This window comes from Mesorhizobium sp. M1182 (assembly GCF_040318335.1).
Lineage (GTDB): Bacteria > Pseudomonadota > Alphaproteobacteria > Rhizobiales > Rhizobiaceae > Mesorhizobium.
Map to the genome: position 1 here is coordinate 442,906 of NZ_JAMYMD010000002.1, position 20,670 is coordinate 463,575.

19 protein-coding genes and 1 pseudogene are annotated in these 20,670 nt (G+C 63.1%); 16 read left to right on the plus strand and 4 right to left on the minus strand.

Translation table 11 applies throughout. The features are described 5' to 3' along the window. Positions 1–197: 197 nt before the first annotated feature. The 4 genes from NKH33_RS04675 to NKH33_RS04690 all read left to right on the plus strand — a co-directional run bounded on the left by NKH33_RS04675 (position 198) and on the right by NKH33_RS04690 (position 4,900). Positions 198–1,193, plus strand: a complete 996-nt coding sequence (locus NKH33_RS04675) for an ABC transporter substrate-binding protein (protein WP_023675208.1) — start codon at positions 198–200, stop codon at positions 1,191–1,193. 104 nt (positions 1,194–1,297) lie between these two features. Further along, the gene (locus tag NKH33_RS04680) at positions 1,298–2,851 is read left to right on the plus strand and encodes a sugar ABC transporter ATP-binding protein (RefSeq protein ID WP_352456805.1); all 1,554 of its coding nucleotides are present in this window, start codon (positions 1,298–1,300) and stop codon (positions 2,849–2,851) included. Further along, a complete protein-coding gene (locus NKH33_RS04685) occupies positions 2,848–3,813 on the plus strand; it encodes an ABC transporter permease (RefSeq protein WP_352448376.1) in 966 nt (321 codons plus the stop codon). The genes NKH33_RS04680 and NKH33_RS04685 overlap by 4 nt, the downstream gene beginning before the upstream one ends. 70 nt (positions 3,814–3,883) lie before the next feature. After that, positions 3,884–4,900 carry a zinc-binding alcohol dehydrogenase family protein gene (locus NKH33_RS04690; RefSeq protein ID WP_352918343.1) on the plus strand — a complete coding sequence of 339 codons (1,017 nt, stop codon included), beginning with the start codon at positions 3,884–3,886 and terminating at the stop codon, positions 4,898–4,900. A gap of 18 nt (positions 4,901–4,918) precedes the next feature. Here the strand turns inward: NKH33_RS04690 and phnF are convergent, their stop codons facing one another. Then, the gene (phnF, locus tag NKH33_RS04695; protein WP_352918345.1) at positions 4,919–5,662 is read right to left on the minus strand and encodes a phosphonate metabolism transcriptional regulator PhnF; all 744 of its coding nucleotides are present in this window, start codon (positions 5,660–5,662) and stop codon (positions 4,919–4,921) included. A 134-nt stretch (positions 5,663–5,796) separates the two neighbouring features. Between phnF and phnG the strand changes: the two genes are divergently transcribed. From phnG to phnE (NKH33_RS04755), 12 genes and pseudogenes are all read left to right on the plus strand, one after another. Further along, positions 5,797–6,258: a phosphonate C-P lyase system protein PhnG gene (gene phnG, locus NKH33_RS04700; RefSeq protein ID WP_352918347.1), complete on the plus strand. Its 462-nt coding sequence runs from the start codon at positions 5,797–5,799 to the stop codon at positions 6,256–6,258. Continuing rightward, positions 6,258–6,869 (plus strand): phosphonate C-P lyase system protein PhnH, encoded by a 612-nt coding sequence (gene phnH / locus NKH33_RS04705; RefSeq protein WP_352918348.1) that lies wholly within the window; start codon positions 6,258–6,260, stop codon positions 6,867–6,869. The genes phnG and phnH overlap by 1 nt, the downstream gene beginning before the upstream one ends. 1 nt (position 6,870) lies before the next feature. Beyond that, the gene (locus NKH33_RS04710) at positions 6,871–7,983 is read left to right on the plus strand and encodes a carbon-phosphorus lyase complex subunit (RefSeq protein WP_352918350.1); all 1,113 of its coding nucleotides are present in this window, start codon (positions 6,871–6,873) and stop codon (positions 7,981–7,983) included. Then, entirely contained in the window at positions 7,980–8,891 is a 912-nt protein-coding gene (locus NKH33_RS04715; RefSeq protein WP_352918352.1) for an alpha-D-ribose 1-methylphosphonate 5-phosphate C-P-lyase PhnJ, read from the plus strand. The genes NKH33_RS04710 and NKH33_RS04715 overlap by 4 nt, the downstream gene beginning before the upstream one ends. After that, positions 8,888–9,664: a phosphonate C-P lyase system protein PhnK gene (gene phnK / locus NKH33_RS04720; protein ID WP_352448383.1), complete on the plus strand. Its 777-nt coding sequence runs from the start codon at positions 8,888–8,890 to the stop codon at positions 9,662–9,664. Before NKH33_RS04715 ends, phnK begins: the two co-directional genes overlap by 4 nt. Before the next feature lie 211 nt (positions 9,665–9,875). Continuing rightward, positions 9,876–10,583: a phosphonate C-P lyase system protein PhnL gene (phnL, locus tag NKH33_RS04725; protein WP_352918354.1), complete on the plus strand. Its 708-nt coding sequence runs from the start codon at positions 9,876–9,878 to the stop codon at positions 10,581–10,583. Further along, positions 10,580–11,196: pseudogene (locus NKH33_RS04730) on the plus strand (DapH/DapD/GlmU-related protein). Before phnL ends, NKH33_RS04730 begins: the two are co-directional and overlap by 4 nt. A gap of 551 nt (positions 11,197–11,747) precedes the next feature. After that, on the plus strand, positions 11,748–12,458 hold the full coding sequence (locus tag NKH33_RS04735) for a DUF1868 domain-containing protein (protein WP_352539452.1): 711 nt from the start codon (positions 11,748–11,750) through the stop codon (positions 12,456–12,458). 166 nt (positions 12,459–12,624) lie between these two features. Next, positions 12,625–13,491, plus strand: coding sequence for a phosphonate ABC transporter ATP-binding protein (gene phnC / locus NKH33_RS04740; RefSeq protein ID WP_352918356.1), 867 nt, complete (start codon positions 12,625–12,627; stop codon positions 13,489–13,491). Positions 13,492–13,581: 90 nt separating this feature from the next. After that, entirely contained in the window at positions 13,582–14,490 is a 909-nt protein-coding gene (gene phnD, locus NKH33_RS04745; RefSeq protein WP_352918358.1) for a phosphonate ABC transporter substrate-binding protein, read from the plus strand. Between the two features lie 159 nt (positions 14,491–14,649). Continuing rightward, entirely contained in the window at positions 14,650–15,606 is a 957-nt protein-coding gene (gene phnE / locus NKH33_RS04750; RefSeq protein WP_352474083.1) for a phosphonate ABC transporter, permease protein PhnE, read from the plus strand. Between the two features lie 67 nt (positions 15,607–15,673). Then, the gene (phnE, locus tag NKH33_RS04755; RefSeq protein ID WP_352918360.1) at positions 15,674–17,041 is read left to right on the plus strand and encodes a phosphonate ABC transporter, permease protein PhnE; all 1,368 of its coding nucleotides are present in this window, start codon (positions 15,674–15,676) and stop codon (positions 17,039–17,041) included. Between the two features lie 24 nt (positions 17,042–17,065). On the opposite strand, the gene NKH33_RS04760 is transcribed toward phnE (NKH33_RS04755), so the two are convergent. The 3 genes from NKH33_RS04760 to NKH33_RS04770 all read right to left on the minus strand — a co-directional run bounded on the left by NKH33_RS04760 (position 17,066) and on the right by NKH33_RS04770 (position 20,543). After that, complete coding sequence (locus NKH33_RS04760) at positions 17,066–17,917, minus strand: sugar phosphate isomerase/epimerase family protein (RefSeq protein WP_352823333.1); 852 nt, start codon at positions 17,915–17,917, stop codon at positions 17,066–17,068. A 227-nt stretch (positions 17,918–18,144) separates the two neighbouring features. Next, positions 18,145–19,332: a Gfo/Idh/MocA family protein gene (locus tag NKH33_RS04765; RefSeq protein ID WP_352814567.1), complete on the minus strand. Its 1,188-nt coding sequence runs from the start codon at positions 19,330–19,332 to the stop codon at positions 18,145–18,147. A gap of 155 nt (positions 19,333–19,487) precedes the next feature. Further along, positions 19,488–20,543, minus strand: coding sequence for a sugar phosphate isomerase/epimerase family protein (locus tag NKH33_RS04770; protein WP_352823336.1), 1,056 nt, complete (start codon positions 20,541–20,543; stop codon positions 19,488–19,490). Between the last annotated feature and the right edge of the window lie 127 nt (positions 20,544–20,670).

The window sequence follows — 20,670 nt, forward strand, 5'->3', positions numbered from 1 at the left end:
AGATTGGCAGCGGAGTTCCGAGGGAGCAAGCTTTCCCGCCCAGCCATTCGAGCGGCCATCAAACATCGCTTGCGCCGACCGAGGTGATGCACTATCAAAATGCGGTAAATGTTTTTTATTGATAAAGTTCCGTTTGGGCCGCGCCATCCGAATGGAGCTTCCGTAACATTCACCGGGCGACTTAGGGAGGACTCCTAATGAAATTCGTGACCAGCATTCTCAATCGCCGCGCCTTCGTGGCACTCGCAGCCGCCTCGATGCTTGCCGGCGTGATGCACTCGGCCCCGGCATCCGCGGCCGACGCGACCATTCCGATCATCGTCAAGGACACCACGTCCTTCTACTGGCAGATCGTTCTGGCGGGAGCCCGCAAGGCCGGCAAGGACCTCGGCGTCAACGTGCCGGAGCTCGGCGCCCAGGCCGAGACCGACGTCAACGGCCAGATCTCGATCCTTGAAAATGCCGTCGCCGGCAACCCGGCGGCCGTCGTCATTGCGCCGACCGAAGCCAAGGCGCTCGGCAAGCCGATCGACGAGGCCGCCACCAAGGTCAAGATCATCGGCATCGACTCTGGCGCCGACTCCAAGGCCTTCACCTCGTTCCTGACCACCGACAACATCCAGGGCGGCCGCGTTGCCGCTGACGGCCTTGCCGCAGCCATCGGCGAAGCCAATGGCGGCAAGGTCGAGGGCGACGTCGCCCTGATCACCGCTCTTCCGGGCGCCGGCTCGCTCGAACAGCGCGCCCAGGGTTTTAAGGAACAGCTCGCTGCCAAATATCCGGGCCTCAAGCTGGTCGCCGACAAATACGCCGACGGCCAGGCCACCACCGGCCTCAACATCGCCACCGACCTGATCACCGCCAACCCCAACCTCAAGGGCATCTTCGCCTCCAACCTGATCATGGCGCAGGGCGTCGGCCAGGCGATCGCCGAGAACAGTCTTGCCGGCAAGGTCGGGCTGGTCGGTTTCGACAGCGACGAGAAGCTGATCAAGTTCCTCAACGACGGCGTCATTTCGGCTCTCGTCGTCCAGGATCCGTACCGGATGGGCTATGACGGCATCAAGACGGCGCTCGCCGCCTCGAAGGGCGAGAAGGTCGAGGCCAATGTCGACACGGGCGCCAATTTGGTCACCAAGGCCAACATGAAGGATCCGAAGATCGACGCGCTGCTCAACCCGAAGCTCGACTGAGCATAGCCTCAGGTGAACTGTTTCCGGGGCCTTTTCGCCCCGGAAACATCCCACTCGTGCCAATCGCGAGGCCAATCTTTGGGGGCCAATCTGGGAGGATTGTCATGATGTCGACGGCGCAGGAACTCCATCCGGCCCCAACGCTGGAACCGGGCAGGACCATCCTCGAACTCCGCGGGCTGGAAAAGCGCTATCCCGGCACCCATGCGCTGAAGCCGGTCGATCTCGCCTTCAAGGCCGGCGAGATCCACGCCATCGTCGGCGAGAACGGCGCCGGCAAATCCACCCTGATCAAGCTTCTGACCGGCGTCATGCCGCGCACCTCCGGCGACGTCATCTGGGAGGGCAAGCCTGCCGCATTGGCAACGCCGCATGAGGCGATGGCGCTCGGCATCAATGCCGTGCATCAGGAAGTCGTCCTGTGCCGCCATCTCACCGTCGCCGCCAACATGTTCCTCGGCGAGGAGGATTCCCGCTTCGGCATCCTGCAGCAGCGGGCGATGGTCAGGCAGGCGCAGAAGATCATCGACGATCTCGGCTTCGACCTGCCGGCGCATGTCATGCTGGGTGACCTGACCATCGGCCAGCAGCAGTTGATCGCCGCCGCCCGCGCCACAGTGCGCGGCACTAAATTCCTGATCTTCGACGAGCCGACCGCCTATCTTACCCGCAAGGAGGCCGACCAGCTGTTCACGCTGATCCGCCGGCTGAAGGGCGAAGGCGTCACCATCATCTACATCAGCCATCGCATGGAAGAAGTGTTCGAGCTCGCCGACCGCGTCTCGGTGCTGCGCGACGGCACGCTGGTCGGCACCAGGAACATTGCCGAGACCAATGACGCCGAGCTGGTCAAGATGATGATCAACCGCTCGATCGAGCAGGTCTACCACAAGGAGCATTTCACCCCCGGCGCGACCATCGTCGAAACCAGGAACCTGTCCGGCAAGGGTTTCGAAAATGTCTCGATGTCCGTCCGCGCCGGCGAGATCGTCGGCCTCTACGGCCTGATCGGCGCCGGGCGCAGCGAGTTCGTCACCACGCTCTATGGCCGGCACCGCAAATCGGCCGGCCAGATCCTCTGGGAGGGCAAAGAGGTCAAGGTCAATTCCGAACATGACGCGATCAGGCTCGGCATGGCGCTGGCCCCGGAAAGCCGCCGCGACCAGGGCCTCTGCCTCAACCTGCCGGTCGGACTCAACCTCAATCTGCCGATCTACAAGCGCATCTCCAGCAATCTGCTGATCTCCCGCGCGCAGGAAAAGGCGCAAGCCGATCGCCAGATCGCCGACCTGCGCATCAAGACGCCGACGCGCGGCGCGCTGGCCTCCAGCCTGTCCGGCGGTAACCAGCAGAAGATCGTCATCGGCAAATGGCTCGCCCATGGCGCCAAGCTATTCATCTTCGACGAGCCGACTGTCGGCGTCGACGTCGGCACCAAGGCCGAGATCTACCGCCTGTTCGGCGCGCTGTTGTCCAAGGGAGCCGGCATCATCCTGATCTCGTCCTACCTGCCCGAGGTTTATGAACTCGCCGACACGCTGCACGTGTTCCGGCGCGGCAAGCTGGTGGCCACGCACGGCTTTCGTACCGCTGACCACGAGGAGATCCTCACCCAGGCGCTGGCCGAGAAACAAGAAAAACCGGGAGGACGGATATGAGCACCGAGGCGATCGCTGCCGAAAGGCCGAAACGCAACTACAACGCCCTGTTCGGGCTGACACTGCTGGCGCTGCTGGTTCTTTTATGGATCATCCTGTCGGTGGCGACGCCGAGCTTCGCCTCGGCCAACAACATCTCGAACCTGTTGCGGCAAGGGTCGATGATCGCCATCCTGGCGGTCGGCCAGACCTTCGTCATCATCACCGGCGGCATCGATCTTTCCGTCGGCGCCGTGGTCGGCTTCGCCACTGTCATCGTCGCGATGCTGATCAACGCCGGGACACCGGTTTTCCTCGCCATCCTGATCACCTTGCTGGTCGGCGTCGCCATCGGCATGTTCCATGGCTTCGGCATCGTCAAGATGGGCCTGCCGCCCTTCATCATCACCCTGGCAACGCTGACCTCGCTGCGCGGGATCGGTCTGTTGATGACCAATGGCAACTCGATCTCGATCAACAACGACGCCTTCCAGACGTTCTCGCGCAGTTCCTTCGCCGGCGTCCCCAATCTGTTCTGGATGGTGATCCTGGTCGGCATCCCAGCCTACATCTTCCTGCACCACAGCCGCTGGGGCCGCTATCTGTTCTCGGTCGGCTCCAACGCCGAGGCGTCGCGCCTGTCAGGCGTCAACGTCCAGCGCACCATCTACATGGCCTACACGCTGTCGGGCCTGTGCGCGGCCTTCGTCGGCGTGCTGCTTGCCTCGCGCATCGGCATCGGCAATCCGACGCAGGCCGAGGGCTGGGAATTGCAGGCGATCGCCTCCTCGGTGATCGGCGGCACCTCGCTGTTCGGCGCTGTCGGCTCCGTGCACGGACCGCTGCTCGGCGCCTTCATCCTTGCCACCATCAACAACGGCGCCAATCTGCTCAACGTCAACGCCTTCTGGCAGCGCATCATCACCGGCGTGCTGATCATCGTCATCGTCTATTTCGACGGGCTGCGCCGCCGCGGCAAATAGACCGCCTCCCAACAATCGCCGGCCTCGCCACAGCAGGGCCGGCAGTCCCATGAACCGACTGGATTGAAGCATGAAAGCCGTCGTCTGCCGCTCGCCCGGCGAACTTGTCCTCGAAGATCGTCCGGCGCCTGGCGCGCCCCCCGCCGGCTGGGCGCTGGTCGCCGTCAGCCATGTCGGCATCTGCGGCACCGACTATCACATCTTCGAAGGCAAGCACCCGTTCCTCGCCTATCCCCGCATCATGGGCCACGAGGTTTCCGGCACCGTGATCGAGGTTGGCGTGGACGTCGATCTCGCCGTCGGCGAAGCGGTGATCGTCAATCCCTATCTCGCCTGCGGCAAATGCAACGCCTGCCGGCAAGGCAAGCCGAATTGCTGCGTCAGGATCGAGGTGCTCGGCGTCCACCGCGACGGCGCCATGTGCGAGCAGATCCTGGTGGCGGCGCAAAATCTTTATCCGGCAAACGGCCTGTCGCTGGCCGATGCCGCCGCCGTCGAATTCCTGGCGATCGGCGCCCATGCCGTGCGGCGCTCGCTGGCTGATCCACGTGCGCGCACGCTGGTCATCGGCGCAGGCCCGATCGGGCTCGGCACGGCGCTGTTCGCCCGCATCGCCGGGCTCGATGTGACGCTGCTCGACATGAGCGCTGAACGGCTTGGCTTTGCCGAAAGCGAACTCGGCTTCGCGACGCTCGACGGCTCGCGAGGCACCGCTGCCGACCTGGTGCGGGAAGCAACCGGCGGCAACGGCTTCGACGTGGTTTTCGATGCCACCGGCAACACCCGGTCGGTGCAGTCGGCCTTCGCTCATGTCGCGCATGGCGGAGCGCTGGTCCTGGTCAGCGTCGTCAAGGACGACATCGCCTTTTCCGATCCCGAATTCCACAAGCGCGAGATGATGCTGATCGGCAGCCGCAACGCCCTGCGTGCCGATTTCGACCATGTCGCCGCCTCGATCCGCAACGGCGCGCTGCCGCTGGCAAAGCTTGTGACGCACCGCACCACGCTTGGCGAGACGCCGCACGACCTCGCCCGCTGGGCGCATGAGAAGTCTGGCCTGATCAAGGCTGTCATTCAGGTCGGATGATGCCAGGGCTGCCGTATCTCAGAGCGCCGACAATTTGAGCTCGATCCGCTCGGCCGGGAAGCGCGACTCCGAAAACTGTATCGGCTGACCGTCGGGCGTGACGTTGACGGCGACCGTCACCAGCACGATGGCGCCGGGCTGCAGCTCGAGGTCCGCAAGGTCGGCGGCATCGGCATGGCGCGCCGACAGCACGGTCGATTGCCTGAGATAGTCGTCGATGCCGAAACGTGCCAGTGATGCGGTGATCGAACCGGTTTCCGCCATGGCGGCATCGATGCCGGCAAAGCGCCTGGCATCGAACCAGCCGGCCGCGCGGGACACCGGCATTCCATCGGCTTCGCCGCGCGTTTCCAGGCGTATCACATCGGCCCCCGTCGCAAGGCCTAAGCCCTCTGCGACACGACGGTCGGCCGGCTCGATCGATGACGCGAGCAAGGTGATATGCCGCTCGGACGCCTGTCCTTGCAATCCCTCGGAAAAGCGGGTGCGGGCGCCGATCGGATAAGACAGCCGGTTGCGCGACAGCACGAAGGTGCCGCGCCCCTGCTCCGCCCTGAGCACACCCTCCTGCACCAGCGCTGCGATAGCGCTACGCACCGTGTGGCGGTTGACGCCATAGCGTCCGGCCAACGCGATCTCCGGCGGCAGCGCGGCATTCTCGGGAAAATCGCCGGCGGCGATCGAATGCAGGATCTGGTCGGCGATCTGTCGCCACAGCGCGACACCGCTGCGCCGCTCGATGCGGTTGGCTTGTCCGATCATCTCCCGCCCCAATTCTTTGCGCCGATCTTTTGGCCCGTGTCACGTGCCCGTCATGGACACGCGCTAGATAACGAGTATAATTTGTATAGTTGTCTATATCAATAGACAAATTCACGCAAACGAGGAGTACGGCCATGCGAGGACGGGAAGCGCGAGAGCGGGCCGAGCGCAAGGCCGTGATGACGACGCTGGCGCAATCGGCCGGCGACGACATCGTCCGCCTCTGGGACGAAGCCGGCCTGCCTTGCGAAGCGGAACTTCTGCGTGGCCCCGAAACCGGCCTGGTTACGGTACGCGGCCGCATCGGCGGCGGCGGCGCGCCCTTCAATGTCGGCGAGGCGACGGTCACCCGTGCCACGGTGCGGCTTGCGTCCGGCCATGTCGGCCACTGCTACGCGCTCGGCCGCGACAAGCAGAAGGCAAGGCTGGCGGCAATCGCCGATGCGCTGTGGCAGGACCCGGCCCACCGCAATGAGGTCGAGATCAGGATCGTTGCGCCATTGCAGGCGGCACTGGCCAAGGCGCGTGAACAGCGCCGCGCCGAGACGGCGGCGACCAAGGTCGATTTCTTCACCATGGTGCGCGGAGAAGACTGATGAATATCGCCACTCAATCCATTGAAGGCGGCTTCGCCGATCCGGTATTCAACGCGCAGACCGTATTCCGTGCCGTGATGGACGCGATGGCGCGGCCAGGCAGTGTGCAGCCGCTGCCGGCCCTCGCCCACCCCCCGGTGCCGCTGTCGGCCACCGCCGGCGCCGTTGCGCTGGCGCTGTGCGATAACGACACGCCGCTCTGGCTCGACCACGCCTTGCAGGCTTCAGCGACGGTGAAATCCTGGCTTGGCTTTCATACCGGCGCGCCGCTGGCCAACACCCCGGCCGACGCGCATTTCGCGCTGATCGCCACGCCGGCCGAGATGATGGCGCTCGACGGGTTTTCGCAAGGCACCCGGGATTATCCCGATCGCTCCACGACGCTGATCCTCGAGGTCAGCGATCTTGTCTCCGGCGCTGCGCTGCTGCTCGAAGGCCCGGGCATCGAGACGACGGCGACGATCGCGCCGGCGCAAATGCCGCGCCATTTCGTCGAGCAATGGAAGCAGAACAAGCAGCGTTTTCCGCGTGGCGTCGACATCATCCTCGCCACGTCCGAAGCAATTGCCTGCCTGCCGCGCACGACGCGCATCAAGACGATGGAGGCATAGCATGTATGTCGCGGTAAAGGGTGGCGAAGCGGCCATTCGCAACGCCCACAAACTGCTCGCCGACCGCCGGCGCGGCGACCGCTCGGTGCCCGCACTTCGCCTCGACCAGATCGTCGAGCAGCTGGCGCTCGGCGTCGACCGGGTGATGAGCGAAGGTTCGCTCTACGACCGGGAATTGGCGGCACTCGCCATCGTCCAGGCGCGCGGCGACATGATCGAGGCGATCTTCCTGGTTCGCGCCTATCGCACCACGCTGCCGCGTTTCGGCTACACAAGGGCGATCGACACCGGCACGATGCTGGTCGAGCGACGGCTGTCGGCCACCTACAAGGACCTGCCCGGCGGGCAGCTGCTCGGCCCGACTTTCGACTACACCCACCGCCTGCTCGATCCCGAGCTCGCCGCCGGCGGCGATGTCGCCGAACCGGAGCAGCGCGCAGGCAAGGCGGAAGCCATGCCGCGCGTCTCGGCCATCCTCGCCCGCGAAGGCCTGATCGAGCCCGACGGCGACCTGCCTGGGGATCATACCCCCGGCGACATCACCCGCGAGCCGCTCGAATTCCCGATGGCGCGCGACATCCGCCTGCAGGCGCTGTCGCGCGGCGACGAGGGGTTTCTGCTGGCGCTCGGCTATTCCACCCAGCGCGGCTACGCGCGCAACCATCCCTTCGTCGGCGAGGTTCGCATCGGCGAGGTCGAACTGGAACTGGACGTGCCGGAACTGCCCTTTGCCGTGCCGCTCGGCAGCATCCGCGTCACCGAATGCCAGATGGTCAACCAGTTCAAGGGCTCGGCCAAGGCGCCGCCGCAATTCACCCGCGGCTATGGCCTCGTCTTCGGCCAGAGCGAGCGCAAGGCCATGGCCATGGCGCTATGCGACCGCGCGCTGCGCGCCTCGGAGTTGGGTGAGGATGTCATCGCCGCAGCGCAGGACGAGGAGTTCGTCATCTCGCATTCCGACAATGTCCAGGCGACCGGCTTCGTCGAGCATCTGAAGCTGCCGCATTATGTCGACTTCCAGGCCGAGCTCGACCTCGTGCGCCGCATGCGCGCCGAGCATGATGCCCGCGAAAATGCCGGCAAGGCCGAAGAAAAGAGGCAGGCAGCGGAATGAGTGCACAACCAGCGGACATCGCCACCTACAACTTCGCCTATCTTGACGAACAGACCAAGCGGATGATCCGTCGGGCGATCCTCAAGGGCATCGCCATTCCTGGCTATCAGGTGCCGTTCGCCTCGCGCGAAATGCCGATGCCCTATGGTTGGGGCACCGGCGGCGTGCAGGTCACCGCTTCGATCATTGGCCCGGACGATGTGCTCAAGGTCATCGACCAGGGCGCCGACGACACCACCAATGCGGTTTCGATCCGCGCCTTCTTCAAGAAGGTCGCCAATGTCGCCGTCACCACCGAGACGGCCAAGGCGACCATCATCCAGACGCGCCACCGCATTCCCGAATATCCGCTGAGTGCCGGCCAGGTGCTGGTCTATCAGGTGCCCATCCCCGAACCGCTGCGCTTCCTCGAACCACGCGAGACGGAGACGCGCAAGATGCATGCGCTGGAGGAATACGGTCTGATGCATGTAAAACTCTACGAAGACATCGCCAGGCATGGCCGCATCGCCACCACCTACGCCTACCCGGTCAAGGTTGAGGGCCGCTATGTGATGGATCCCTCGCCGACGCCGAAATTCGACAATCCGAAGATGCACCGTTCGCCGGCTTTGCAATTGTTCGGCGCCGGCCGCGAAAAGCGCATCTACGCGCTGCCGCCCTTCACCGATGTGGTCAGCCTCGATTTCGAGGACCATCCGTTCGAGGTGCAGACCTTCGACCAGCCCTGCGCGCTGTGCGCGGCCGAGAACGTCTATCTCGACGAGGTCATCCTCGACGACCATGGCGGCCACATGTTCGTCTGCTCCGATACCGATCATTGCGAGAGGCGGCGCGCGGAAGGCGGCCGCGGCCATCTCGCGCCCGAGACCCATCTTGCCCCAGGAAAAACGGAGCCGGCGCAATGATCGACGAACCGCTGCTGCGCGTTTCGGCACTGTCCAAATTCTACGGCTCGCGCGTCGGCTGCGAGAACGTCACTTTTGACCTCTGGCCGGGCGAAGTGCTGGCGGTGGTCGGCGAATCCGGTTCCGGCAAGACGACTTTGCTCAACTGCCTGTCAACTCGACTGCTGCCCAGCTCCGGCACCGCCAGCTACCGGATGCGCGACGGCCAGTTTCGCGAACTCTACCGCATGAGCGAGGCCGAGCGCCGCTTCCTGATGCGCACCGATTGGGGTTTTGTCCATCAGAACCCGGCCGACGGGCTGCGCATGACGGTGTCGGCCGGCGCCAATGTCGGCGAGCGGCTGATGGCGGTCGGCGACCGTCACTATGGCAGGATCCGCGCAACGGCGGTCGACTGGTTGTCTCGTGTCGAGATCGACGAAGACCGCATCGACGACGAGCCGCGCGCCTTTTCCGGAGGCATGCGCCAGCGCCTGCAGATCGCCCGCAACCTCGTCACCGGGCCGCGGCTGGTGTTCATGGACGAGCCAACCGGCGGCCTCGACGTCTCGGTGCAGGCGCGCCTGCTCGATCTGTTGCGCGGCCTGGTCACCGATCTCGGCCTGGCCGCCATCGTCGTCACCCACGATCTCGCCGTGGCGCGGCTGTTGTCGCAGCGCATGATGGTGATGAAGGACGGCCGCGTCGTCGAAAGCGGCCTCACCGACCGCGTCCTCGACGATCCGCGCGCGCCTTATACCCAGTTGCTTGTCTCCTCGATCCTGCAGGTGTGACGATGATTGCTCCGGCGTACCCCCCTCTGGCCTGCCGGCCATCTCCCCCTCAAGGGGGGAGATCAGCAGCTTTTATGTCCCGCCCGTTCTGCGACACAGGAGAATGGCGAAACCGAATGCGACAGCCAATCTCCCCCCCTGAGGGGGAGATGGCCGGCAGGCCAGAGGGGGGTGTTGGCCCGCAGACGAATGACGATTGGAGAACCCTCTGATGACAACCCCGCTCGTTGTCTCCGATGTCGCGAAGAGCTTCACCATGCATCTGCGCGACGGCATCAAACTGCCTGTCGTCGCCGGCGTGTCGTTCTCGATCAGGAGCGGCGAATGCGCCGTGCTCGGCGGCCCTTCCGGCGCCGGCAAGAGCTCGATCCTGAAAATGCTCTACGGAAATTATGCCGCCGATGAAGGCCAGATCATCGTCCAGCACGAGGGCGGGCTCATCGATCTCGCCTCGGCCAGCCCGCGCACCGTGCTTGCCGTGCGCCGGCTTACCATCGGCTATGTCAGCCAGTTCCTGCGCACCGTGCCGCGTGTCTCTGCGCTCGATGTCGTGGCCGAACCGCTGGTCGAGCGCGGCGAGGAGCGCGAGGTCGCGCACGGCAAGGCACGCGCCTTGCTGGCGCAGCTCAACCTGCCGGAGAAGCTCTGGGCGCTGCCGCCGGCGACGTTCTCCGGCGGTGAACAGCAGCGCGTCAACATCGCGCGCGGCTTCATCACCGAGCATCCGATCCTGCTGCTCGACGAGCCGACCGCTTCGCTCGATGCCAGGAACCGCGACGTGGTGATTGCGCTGGTCGCGGCCAAGAAGGCGGCCGGCGTTGCCCTGCTTGGTATCTTCCACGACCACGACGTGCGCGAGGCGGTGGCCGACCGCGTCATCGACGTGACAGCTTTTGCCGCCGGGAAAATTGCCGCATGACAAGAAAGCTGTCGGAAACGCCGCTGGTCCACGAGACGGCGCAAGTCGAGAACTCGACGCTCGGCCGCTGGACCGAGATCGCCGAGCGCTGCCGGGTGTCGGAAAGCACGCTCGGCGACTATTCCTACATGATGCAGGACTGTGGCGTCTGGTGCGTGACGATCGGCAAATTCGCCAACATCGCCGCCAGCGTGCGCATCAACGCCACCAACCATCCGACCTAGCGGCCGACGCTGCACCATTTCACCTATCGCGCCTCGGATTATTGGGACGACGCGAGCACGAGAGCGAATTCTTCGCCAAGCGCCGCGCCAAACGCGTCACCATCGGCCACGACACCTGGCTCGGCCACGGCTCGACCATCCTGCCCGGCGTCACCGTCGGCCATGGCGCGGCGGTCGGTGCCGGCGCGGTGGTGTCGAAGGACGTCGCGCCCTACACCGTCGTCGCCGGCGTACCGGCCAAGCCGATCCGCGAACGCTTCGACCGCCGCACCGCGGAGCGCTACCAGGCGCTCGCCTGGTGGGACTGGGACCATGCAAGGCTGCGCGCCGCGCTCGACGATTTCCGCGAGCTGGAGGCCAATCAGTTTTTGGAGAAGCATGGGGGTTGACGCCCTGAATAAGTCAGCCGCTCAGGCAAATGTCCAAAATAATAGAAAGAAATCCTAACGTAATAAGAATAGCAACACCAGTCTGATTTAACCTGATAAGTTCTATAAATTTTTTGTCATAACCAATATCTATAAGCGATTTGGTTTTTTCCTCAACTTTATTTGCAAAATTTATCGTAACTAGAACGATTAAAAAAATGAGAATCATTAGAATAATGGCCGCGTCACGCCCATTTCCATAATTGTACAAGTATCCAGATATTGGATGGTTCAAGCTACCAACCCGATATATGGACGTCAAAACCAGGGCCACTGTGAAACTCATCGCAGCGACTACCCCTGCAGCATACAGTCGCAACCACTGGCGCCAACGTAGCAATTAGGAAGCCTCTCTTTGATACGAGTTTGAATCTTTATTTCAATCTTGATGATGTGGAAACCCCGGCAGCATCACTTGGCGAATCATGCCTTTGATATTCTACTTCTTGGCACGGTTTTCATGTCCCTGACACATCGTCGGGGCAGGACGCGGCCTTCCTTTGGAGATCGCAATGCCTGTTTCAGTCAGACCTTCGCTCGCCGGATTCTTTGCCGGCTCGAACCCGACCCCTCCGGTGCATCTCGGCAGGCGCTACGACACCTCTGGTAATTTTCTCAACGAGCCCGGCAACACGGTCGTCTGCCATCTCGTCAACGGCTCGGCTTCGGAAGCGGTGATCATCGACGTGCGTGAGCGCATGCGCGCCATGCCTGATGCCGACGGGCTGGCCTTCACGCCCGTCTCCAGCCTGCACATGACGCTGTTCCAGGGCATCATCGAATACCGCCGCCGGCTTCCCTATTGGCCGGAGGATGTGCCGCTCGACACCAGCATCGACGACATGACCCGCCTCTATCAGGAACGCCTGAACGGCTTCGAAGGCTACGGCGCCTTCAAGATCAAGGTCGTCGATGTCGTGCCGACGGGCTTGACCGTTGCCGGCGCAACCGATGAGGACGTGCATATCCTGCGCGCATGGCGCGATGCCTTGTCGGCGCCTTTCGGATACCGGCATCCCGACCACGACACTTACGTCTTCCACATCACGTTCGCCTACCAGATCCGGCGTCTGGCGGACGAAGGGGCGTCCGAGTGGCAAGATCTGTTCGACGATTGCCTCTCGCTGTTTGCCCGCCAGGCTCCGGTGATCGAGCTGCGGCCACCTGCCTTTTGCCGCTTCAGGGACATGGAGCATTTCGAGGAGTTGCTGATCCTCGGCTGATCCCATCCAAGCCGCCCGGACGGCAGCGGTTTGGGTCAACTCGCCTTCGCGCCAAACGCGCCTGTGGGCAGTAACAAAACTGACATCAATCCGACACCGCAGGTTCATGCCGTTGCGCTAGCGAGGGTTAACAGACCTTCAACCGCGACTGGACTGGAACTTACCCATGTCAGCAACGCCAGAAATGTCAGCAACGCTCGAAATTCGCGGCGTCACCCGCCGGTTCGGCAAGAACACCGCTGTCAGCAATGTCGACATCTCGATTCCGCACGGTCAGATGGTCGGCATCATCGGTCGCTCCGGCGCCGGCAAATCGACGCTTCTGCGCATGATCAACCGCCTCATCGATCCGAGCCAAGGATCGATTTTTTTTGACGGCGCCGAAATTTCCCGGCTGCGCGGCTCGCCGCTCCGACGCTGGCAGCGCGACTGCGCCATGATCTTCCAGCAGTTCAACCTGGTGCCGCGCCTCGATGTGCTGACCAATGTGCTGCTCGGCCGGCTCAATCACCGTTCGACCGTGTCCAACCTATTTAGCATGTTCTCCCGCGGTGAATGCGCCGAGGCGGTTGCAGCCCTCGAGCGCCTCGACATCGCCCGCACCGCCCTGCAGCCGGCCGGCACGCTTTCCGGCGGCCAGCAGCAGCGCGTTGCGATTGCGCGCGCCATGATGCAGCAGCCGAAGGTGTTGCTGGCGGATGAGCCGATTGCCTCGCTCGATCCGCTCAACGCCAAGGTGGTGATGGATTCGCTGCAGGACATCAATTTGCGCGAGGGCATCACCGTCATCACAAATCTGCATACGCTGGATACGGCCCGCACCTACTGCAACCGCATCATCGGCATGGCCGCCGGCAAGGTCGTCTTCGACGGCCCGCCTGAAGCCCTCAACCGCGAGGCCGTGCGCATGGTCTACGGCGCCGACAGCAATGGCGGCGAAATCTCCGAGGCCATCACCTCCACCAGTGTCGCCATCAAACAGAAAATCGCTGCATCCGCCGGACCGCTCGAGCCCGCATTCCCGGGATATTGAGAACGACCTGATCGCCCGCCCGCGTCAAAGGCACCTGTCAAAAAATTCGAACGCTACCGGCGCGAGGCCGAGACCAACAGGAGAGAGATAATGTTCAGGAAGATGGTTTTTGGCGCCGTTTCATTGCTCGCCATCGCGGCAAGCGCCGCTCACGCCCAGGATATCAAGGAATTCCGCATCGGCATCCTTGGCGGTGAAAACGAAGCGGACCGGCTGCGCAACTTTCAGTGCCTCGCCGATCACCTGAAGTCCGAATTCGGCTTCGAGAAGGTCTCGCTGTTCCCGGCCGCCGACTATGACGGCGTTATCCAGGGCCTGCTCGGCGGCACGCTCGATTTCGCAGAGCTTGGCGCGTCGGGCTATGCCAGCGTCTACCTCAAGGATCCGAACGCCGTGACCCCGATCCTCACCACCCAGCAGACCGACGGCGCGACCGGCTATTATTCGATCGGCCTGGCGCTGAAGTCGTCCGGCATCACCGACATCAAGTCGGCCGAGGGCAAGAAGCTCGGCTATGCCGACCCGGATTCGACCTCCGGCTACCTGATCCCGCTGACCCAGATCCCGAAGGACACCGGCGCTTCGAACGAAACCTTCTTCGCCTCGACCCAGTTCAATGGCGGCCACGAGAACAACCTTCTCGCGGTTCGCGACGGCAAGGTCGATGTTGCGATTGACGACTCCTCGGGCATCGGCGACTTCAAGAACGGCTACACCTCCGGCACCTTCCACAAGGAAGTCGCCAAGGGCGCCGTGGACCCCAACGATTTCGTTGAAGTCTGGCGCTCCGGCTTGATCCCGAACGGCCCGCTGGTCGTGCGCACCGCACTCGGCGGCGACATGAGCGCCAAGCTCGCCAACTTCTTCACCGGCCTGCCGGCCAAGGACAAGCCTTGCTTCGAGGCCATCGAAGGCGGCGATTTCACCGGCTATGTTCCGGTGAAGCCGGACTTCTACAGCGTCATCGTCGAAGCCCGCAAAGCCGCGATCGGCGGCTGACGACAATTTCGAAAAGGACGGCGTCCATTAGAGCGACGTGCGTCCACTTGGACGCACAAAGTACGCTCTAACACTTAGATGCCGCATCGTGCTTTCCGAAAGTCGACTTTCGGGCCGATGCGGTCGCCGCCCTTTTTGTGTGTCCGCTCGTGACCCCGTATGACCTTCGCCGCTACAATTCGTTCAGACGCGGTCCGGCAGGCAGCAGACGCCTGGCGACGCCAGACGTCCTTGCGACGGTTCTACACGGCGCTCGGCATCGGCTCACTGCTTGTCGCCATGTGCACAGCCATGTGGTTCGCCGACGAGGCCAATGCCGGACATTTCTTCGATCGGCTGCCGCACATACTGGATTTCCTTAGTTGGCTTGTTCCCAAGGACTGGAACGACGTCTGGCGGGCGCTGTTCGACATCGCATCGCCGCATGACAAGGGCAGCCAAGAGTTCAACTTCCCGCTTGGCCGCGTCTATCTCTGGGGCGGCTTTTATCTACCCGAATATTTCGAGCTGATGCTCACCACGCTTAACGTGGCGCTGGTTTCCACTTTCATCGGCTTTGTCTTTGCGGTGCCCTTTTCCTTCATCGCCGCGCGCAACTTGACGCCCAGTCCGATGCTCAGGCTCGTCGTAAAGCGCTTCATGGAACTGCTTCGCGCCTTCCCCGAGATCGTCATTGCCGGCCTGTTCGCAGCCATCCTCTCGACCGGCCCGGTCGCAGCCATCATCGCCATCGGCCTGCATTCCATCGGCGCCCTCGGCAAGCTCTTCTACGAGATCAACGAAAACATCGACATGCGCGCCGAAGAAGGCCTGCGCGCGGTCGGCGCCAACTGGTTCGAGCGCGTGCGCTTTGCCGGCCTGCCGCAAGTGCTGCCCAATTTCATGTCCTACACGCTGCTCAGGATCGAGATCAATGTGCGTATCTCGACCATTATCGGCGCGGTCGGCGGTGGCGGCATCGGCGAGGAACTGAAGCTCTCCATCTCGCGCGGCTTCGGCGCCAAGACGCTGGCATTGGTGCTGCTGCTGTTCACGACGATCTTCCTCGTCGACCAGTTTTCCGCCTGGCTACGCCGCAAGCTCGTCGGCGAGCAGGCATTCATGATGGGTGCCTGACCATGATCCCAAAAAGTGGATTCCGGTTTTTGGAAAAGATCATGGCAAATCAACAAGAAGACGGCCCATGGCCGCAATGACCGCCGATGAGATGCGGTCGATCGAGGAGCGCTTTCCCCAAGTGTTCCGGCGGCCCTTGTACAAACGCTTCGGCCCGCTGGTCCTGTTCACAGGCATCCTGCTCTATCTCCTCTACGCCTTGTGGTTCTTCAGCCTGCCGCAAGTGCTGAGGGAATCGCACTGGGAGCGCCTGCCGCTCTTCCTGACGCAATGGATCAGCTACGATCTGCAGCCGGAATTCCGTCTCGACCAGCCTCAGATCACACCCAGATACCCGCGTTTTTCGGCGCTCGGCGAAGACCCGCATCCCGATTGGGTCATCACCAACGCCAACGGTTCCTACACCATCCTGATCGACGGCCGGGCCAAATCGGTCATCTTCGACAAGACCGAGGCGACGCTGGTCGCCAATGGCCAGGCGGTGCCGATGTCGTTGACCAGCGGCAAACCGGTAATATCCGGCCCGGTGCCGGAGTGGATCACCGCGCATGACGATGAGATCGTCGCCAGGATGGGCTTTGCCGGCGAGGTCCGCATAACCGTCGATCGCGTCAAGGTCCGCAAACGCTTCCTCGGCTGGGCGAATTTCGTCTTCGACACACGCTCGCCCTTCTTCGGCAAGTCGCCCGGCGAGGTGGTCTCGTTGCTGATGTCCGGACCCCAGCTCAAGCCGGGCACATCAAACATTGCGCTGGCCGCCGACAATATCTGGAACAACGCCCAATGGCAGCATGGCGACGTCTGGACGAAGCTGTTCCAGACCATCGTCACGGCGTTTCTCGGCACCTTGCTCGGCGGCATCGTTGCCTTCCCGCTCGCCTTCTTCGCCGCCCGCAACATCACCCCGAGCGGCCTGCTTAGCCAGGTGCTAAAGCGGTTCTTCGATTTCATGCGTTCGGTCGACATGCTGATCTGGGCGCTGTTCTTCACCCGCGCCTTCGGCCCGGGCCCGCTTGCCGGCAGCGCCGCGATTTTCTTCACCGAGATCGGCACGCTCGGCAAAGTCTATTCGGAGGGCCTCGAGAACATCGACGACAAGCCACGCGAGGGCATCCAGTCGACCGGCGCCAACGGCTTGCTGGTGCAGCGCTATGGCGTGCTGCCGGAAGTGATCCCGGTCTTCATCAGCCAGACACTCTATCAGTGGGAATCCAACACCAGGGGCGCGACGATCATCGGCGCCGTCGGTGCCGGTGGCATCGGCCTGAAGCTCTGGGAGGCGATGCGCACCAATTCCAACTGGGCCAATGTCTTCTACATGGTGCTCTTGGTCCTGCTCGTCGTTTTCATCTTCGACAACATTTCCAATTTCCTGCGCCGCCGCTTGAGCAGGACGATCCACGACTACAACCGGATCCAGGCCGGCCAGGGCTGACAGAGGCGTTGCGCAGGCGTGCGGTTAGGGCGCCTTCCTCCATCCATTCCTGATATGCCTGTAGCCGTCGCGGTAGACGGCTTCCGGGCCTTCGGAAAAGTCGCGCCACACCTTGGTGGCCGCGGCCAGATCCTTCAGCGAGCGGCCGAACGCCTCGATCGTCAGCCAATCGTCATAACCGCTCTTGCGGATGGCAGAGAACGTCTCTTTCCAAGGGACGTGGCCGCGGCCCGGCACGCCGCGATCGTTCTCCGAAATGTGGATATGGACGATGTTCTTGCGGTTGCGCGTATAGGCCCCGATCGGGTCAGCCTCTTCGATGTTGGCATGGAACGTGTCGTACATCGCCTTGATGTGCGGCCGGTCGATCGCGTCGATATGCGCCGACAAATCGTCCATCGTGTTGAGCAGATAGCATTCGAAGCGGTTGAGCGCCTCCAGCCCGATGGTGACACCCTTGTTGCCGGCATGGTCACCGATGACGCGCTGCGAAGCGACCGAACGTTTTTTCTCGGCCGCCGTCGGCCCGCTGCCGGAGAAGACCCCGAGTGTCGAATGGAGCGGGCCGCTCAACGTGTTCGCGCCAAGCGCCTGAGCGCAGTCGATCGTCGATTTCATGTAGTCGATACCGGCCTTGCGCGTCGAGGCATCCGGCGAGATCAAATTCATCGCCGGATCGCCCATCGCCGAGACGGCGGTGCGTTGCAGCCCGATACGGTCGAGCAGCTCGCCGAGTTTCCTGTAGTTGTCCGGCGTGCCGGAGAAGACCGGTATCTCGACGCCGTCGAAGCCGGTCGCCTTGATGTCCCTCAACAACGGCTCGTGTTTTTTTGAGACACTGGTCGTCCACAACAACATGCACATGCCGATTTTCATCGACGCCCCTCCCCTTTTTACGGCCGGGCTTGCTCCTCCGGCGACTTCGCCACAAGCCCCCTCATCCGGCCGCTTCGTGGCCACCTTCTCCCCGCCGGGGAAAAGAGGTGAACGCCAGCGCCAACGATCTCCTCTCCCCACGAGGAAAGGTCGGATTGCCCCGAATTGCCTTGCAATTCGGCTGGCAATCCGGGTGACGGGGACTTCCCATTAACCGGGCGCAGCGATTAAAGCTTCGTCCACGCTCCGTTCTTCTTCGACGACTTCACGCAGGCCTCGATGAAGGCCATGCCCTCGACGCCGTCCTGCACGGTCGGGAAGACGACATCCTTGGCCGGCTTCCCGCCCTTCCGGCGCGCTGCACGAATAGCCCGCGCGGCTTCCTGATAGATGTTGGCGAAACCTTCGAGATAGCCTTCCGGATGCCCTGGCGGAACGCGGCTGACGCGCCCGGCGACGGGGAGCGCGCCGGCGCCATTACGGGTAATCAACTGCTTCGGCTGGCCGAACGGCGTGTACCAGAGATAGTTCGGGTCGGCCTGCACCCATTCGAGGCCGCCCTTCGAGCCGTAGATGCGCAATTTCAACCCGTTCTCGTGGCCGGGCGCCACCTGGCTTGCCCAGATCATTCCCTTCGCCGGGTGCGACCCGCCGACCGGCTTGAAGCGCAGCAGCACATTGATGTTGTCGTCGAGCAGCCTCCCCGGCACGAAGGCATCGAGATCGGCCGACAACGAATCGAGCTCCAGCCCGGAGACGAAACGGGCAAGGTTGTAGGCATGCGTGCCGATATCGCCCAGCGCACCGCCGGCACCCGCCTGCTTCGGGTCAGAGCGCCACGCAGCCTGCTTCTGGCCGGTGGCGGCCAGGTCTTCGGTCAGCCAGTCCTGCGGATATTCCGACTGCACGATACGGATATCGCCGAGCTGTCCCTTGGCCACCATCTCGCGTGCCTGCCGCACCATCGGATAGGCGGTGTAGTTATGCGTCAGCACGAACACCTTGCCGGTCTTCTCGACCAGCGCGGCCAACCTCTTCGCCTCGGCCAGCGACGTCGCCAGCGGCTTGTCGCAGATGACATGGATGCCGGCCTCGAGAAAAGCCTTGGCTGCCGGCACGTGCACATTGTTCGGCGTGACGATGGCCACCGCCTCGATGCCATCCGGCCGCTTGGCCTCCGCCTTGGCCATCTCGGCATAGGAGCCGTAGCTGCGTGCCGGATCGAGCCCAAGCTCGGCCGCCGAGGCCTTGGCGCGCTCCGGATTCGACGAGAGGGCCCCGGCAACCAGCACGAACTCGTTATCAATGCGCGCCGCGATGCGGTGCACCGCGCCGATAAAGGCGCCTTGTCCGCCGCCAACCATGCCGTAGCGGATCGGACCGCCTCCCGTTTCCGTCTTCGATGCGCCAACCATGATTTTCTCCCTCGTCACTGAAATACCCCTCCGCTGAGGGGAAGGTGGCCCGCACGGCCGGGTGGGGTTGGTTCATGCCGAGCTCTACGCCCGGCGACCCCACCCCGATCCGCTGCGTGGATCGACCCTCCCTTCGAGGGGGAGGGATATCTGTGCTAGATCCCCATCATGCCGCGCAGCATCTTTTTATCGGTCGTGCCGCCGGCGAAGTCGTCGAATGCTTTTTCCGTCACCCTGATGATGTGGTGCTGGATGAAGGGAGCGCCTTCGGCCGCACCATCCTCCGGGTGCTTGAGGCAGCATTCCCATTCCAGCACCGCCCATGAATCGTAATTGTATTGAGTGAGCTTGGAGAAGATGCCGCCGAAATCCACCTGCCCGTCGCCGAGCGAGCGGAAACGCCCGGCACGGTTGGTCCAGCTCTGGTAACCGGAATAGACACCTTGCCGCCCGGTCGGATTGAACTCGGCATCCTTGACGTGGAACGCCTTGATCCGCTCGTGGTAGATGTCGATGAATTCGAGATAATCGAGCTGCTGCAGCAGGAAGTGCGACGGGTCGTAGTTGATGTTGCAGCGCTTATGGCCGCCGACCGCATCGAGGAACATCTCGAATGTCGCGCCGTCGAACACGTCCTCGCCCGGATGAATTTCGTAGCCGACATCGACGCCGTTCTCGTCATAAACGTCGAGAATCGGCTTCCAGCGCTTGCCGAGTTCGGCAAACGCTTCCTCGATCAATCCCGCCGGCCGCTGCGGCCAGGGGTAGAGGTATGGGAAGGCCAACGCGCCGCAAAACGACACCGACGCCTTGAGCCCGAGATTCTTCGACGCCTTGGCGGCGAACTTCATCTGTTCGACCGCCCATTGCTGCCTTGCTTTTGGATTGTTGTGCACCGCAGCCGGCGCGAAGCCGTCGAACTGCGCGTCATAGGCGGGATGCACCGCCACCAGTTGCCCCTGCAGATGCGTCGACAGTTCGGTGATCTCGACGCCGGCATCGGCGCAGATGCCCTTCACCTCGTCGCAATAGGCCTTGGAGGAGGCTGCCTTCTCGAGATCGAACAATCGGGCGTCCCATGTCGGGATCTGCACGCCCTTGTAGCCCAGACCAGCCGCCCATTTGGTGATCGAGGCCAGCGAATTGAACGGCGCGGCGTCGCCCGCAAACTGCGCCAGGAACAGACCAGGCCCCTTCATCGTCGTCGGCATCGGCATCTCCCTATGTTTCACGACCAAGCATAGCGCCGATTGAAAACAGGGCCAGCGTCTTTGGTCTCTTTGCACAGCGCGCTCAGCGCCGCTATTCTGGTATTACCAAATGCCGAAATCCGGTCAA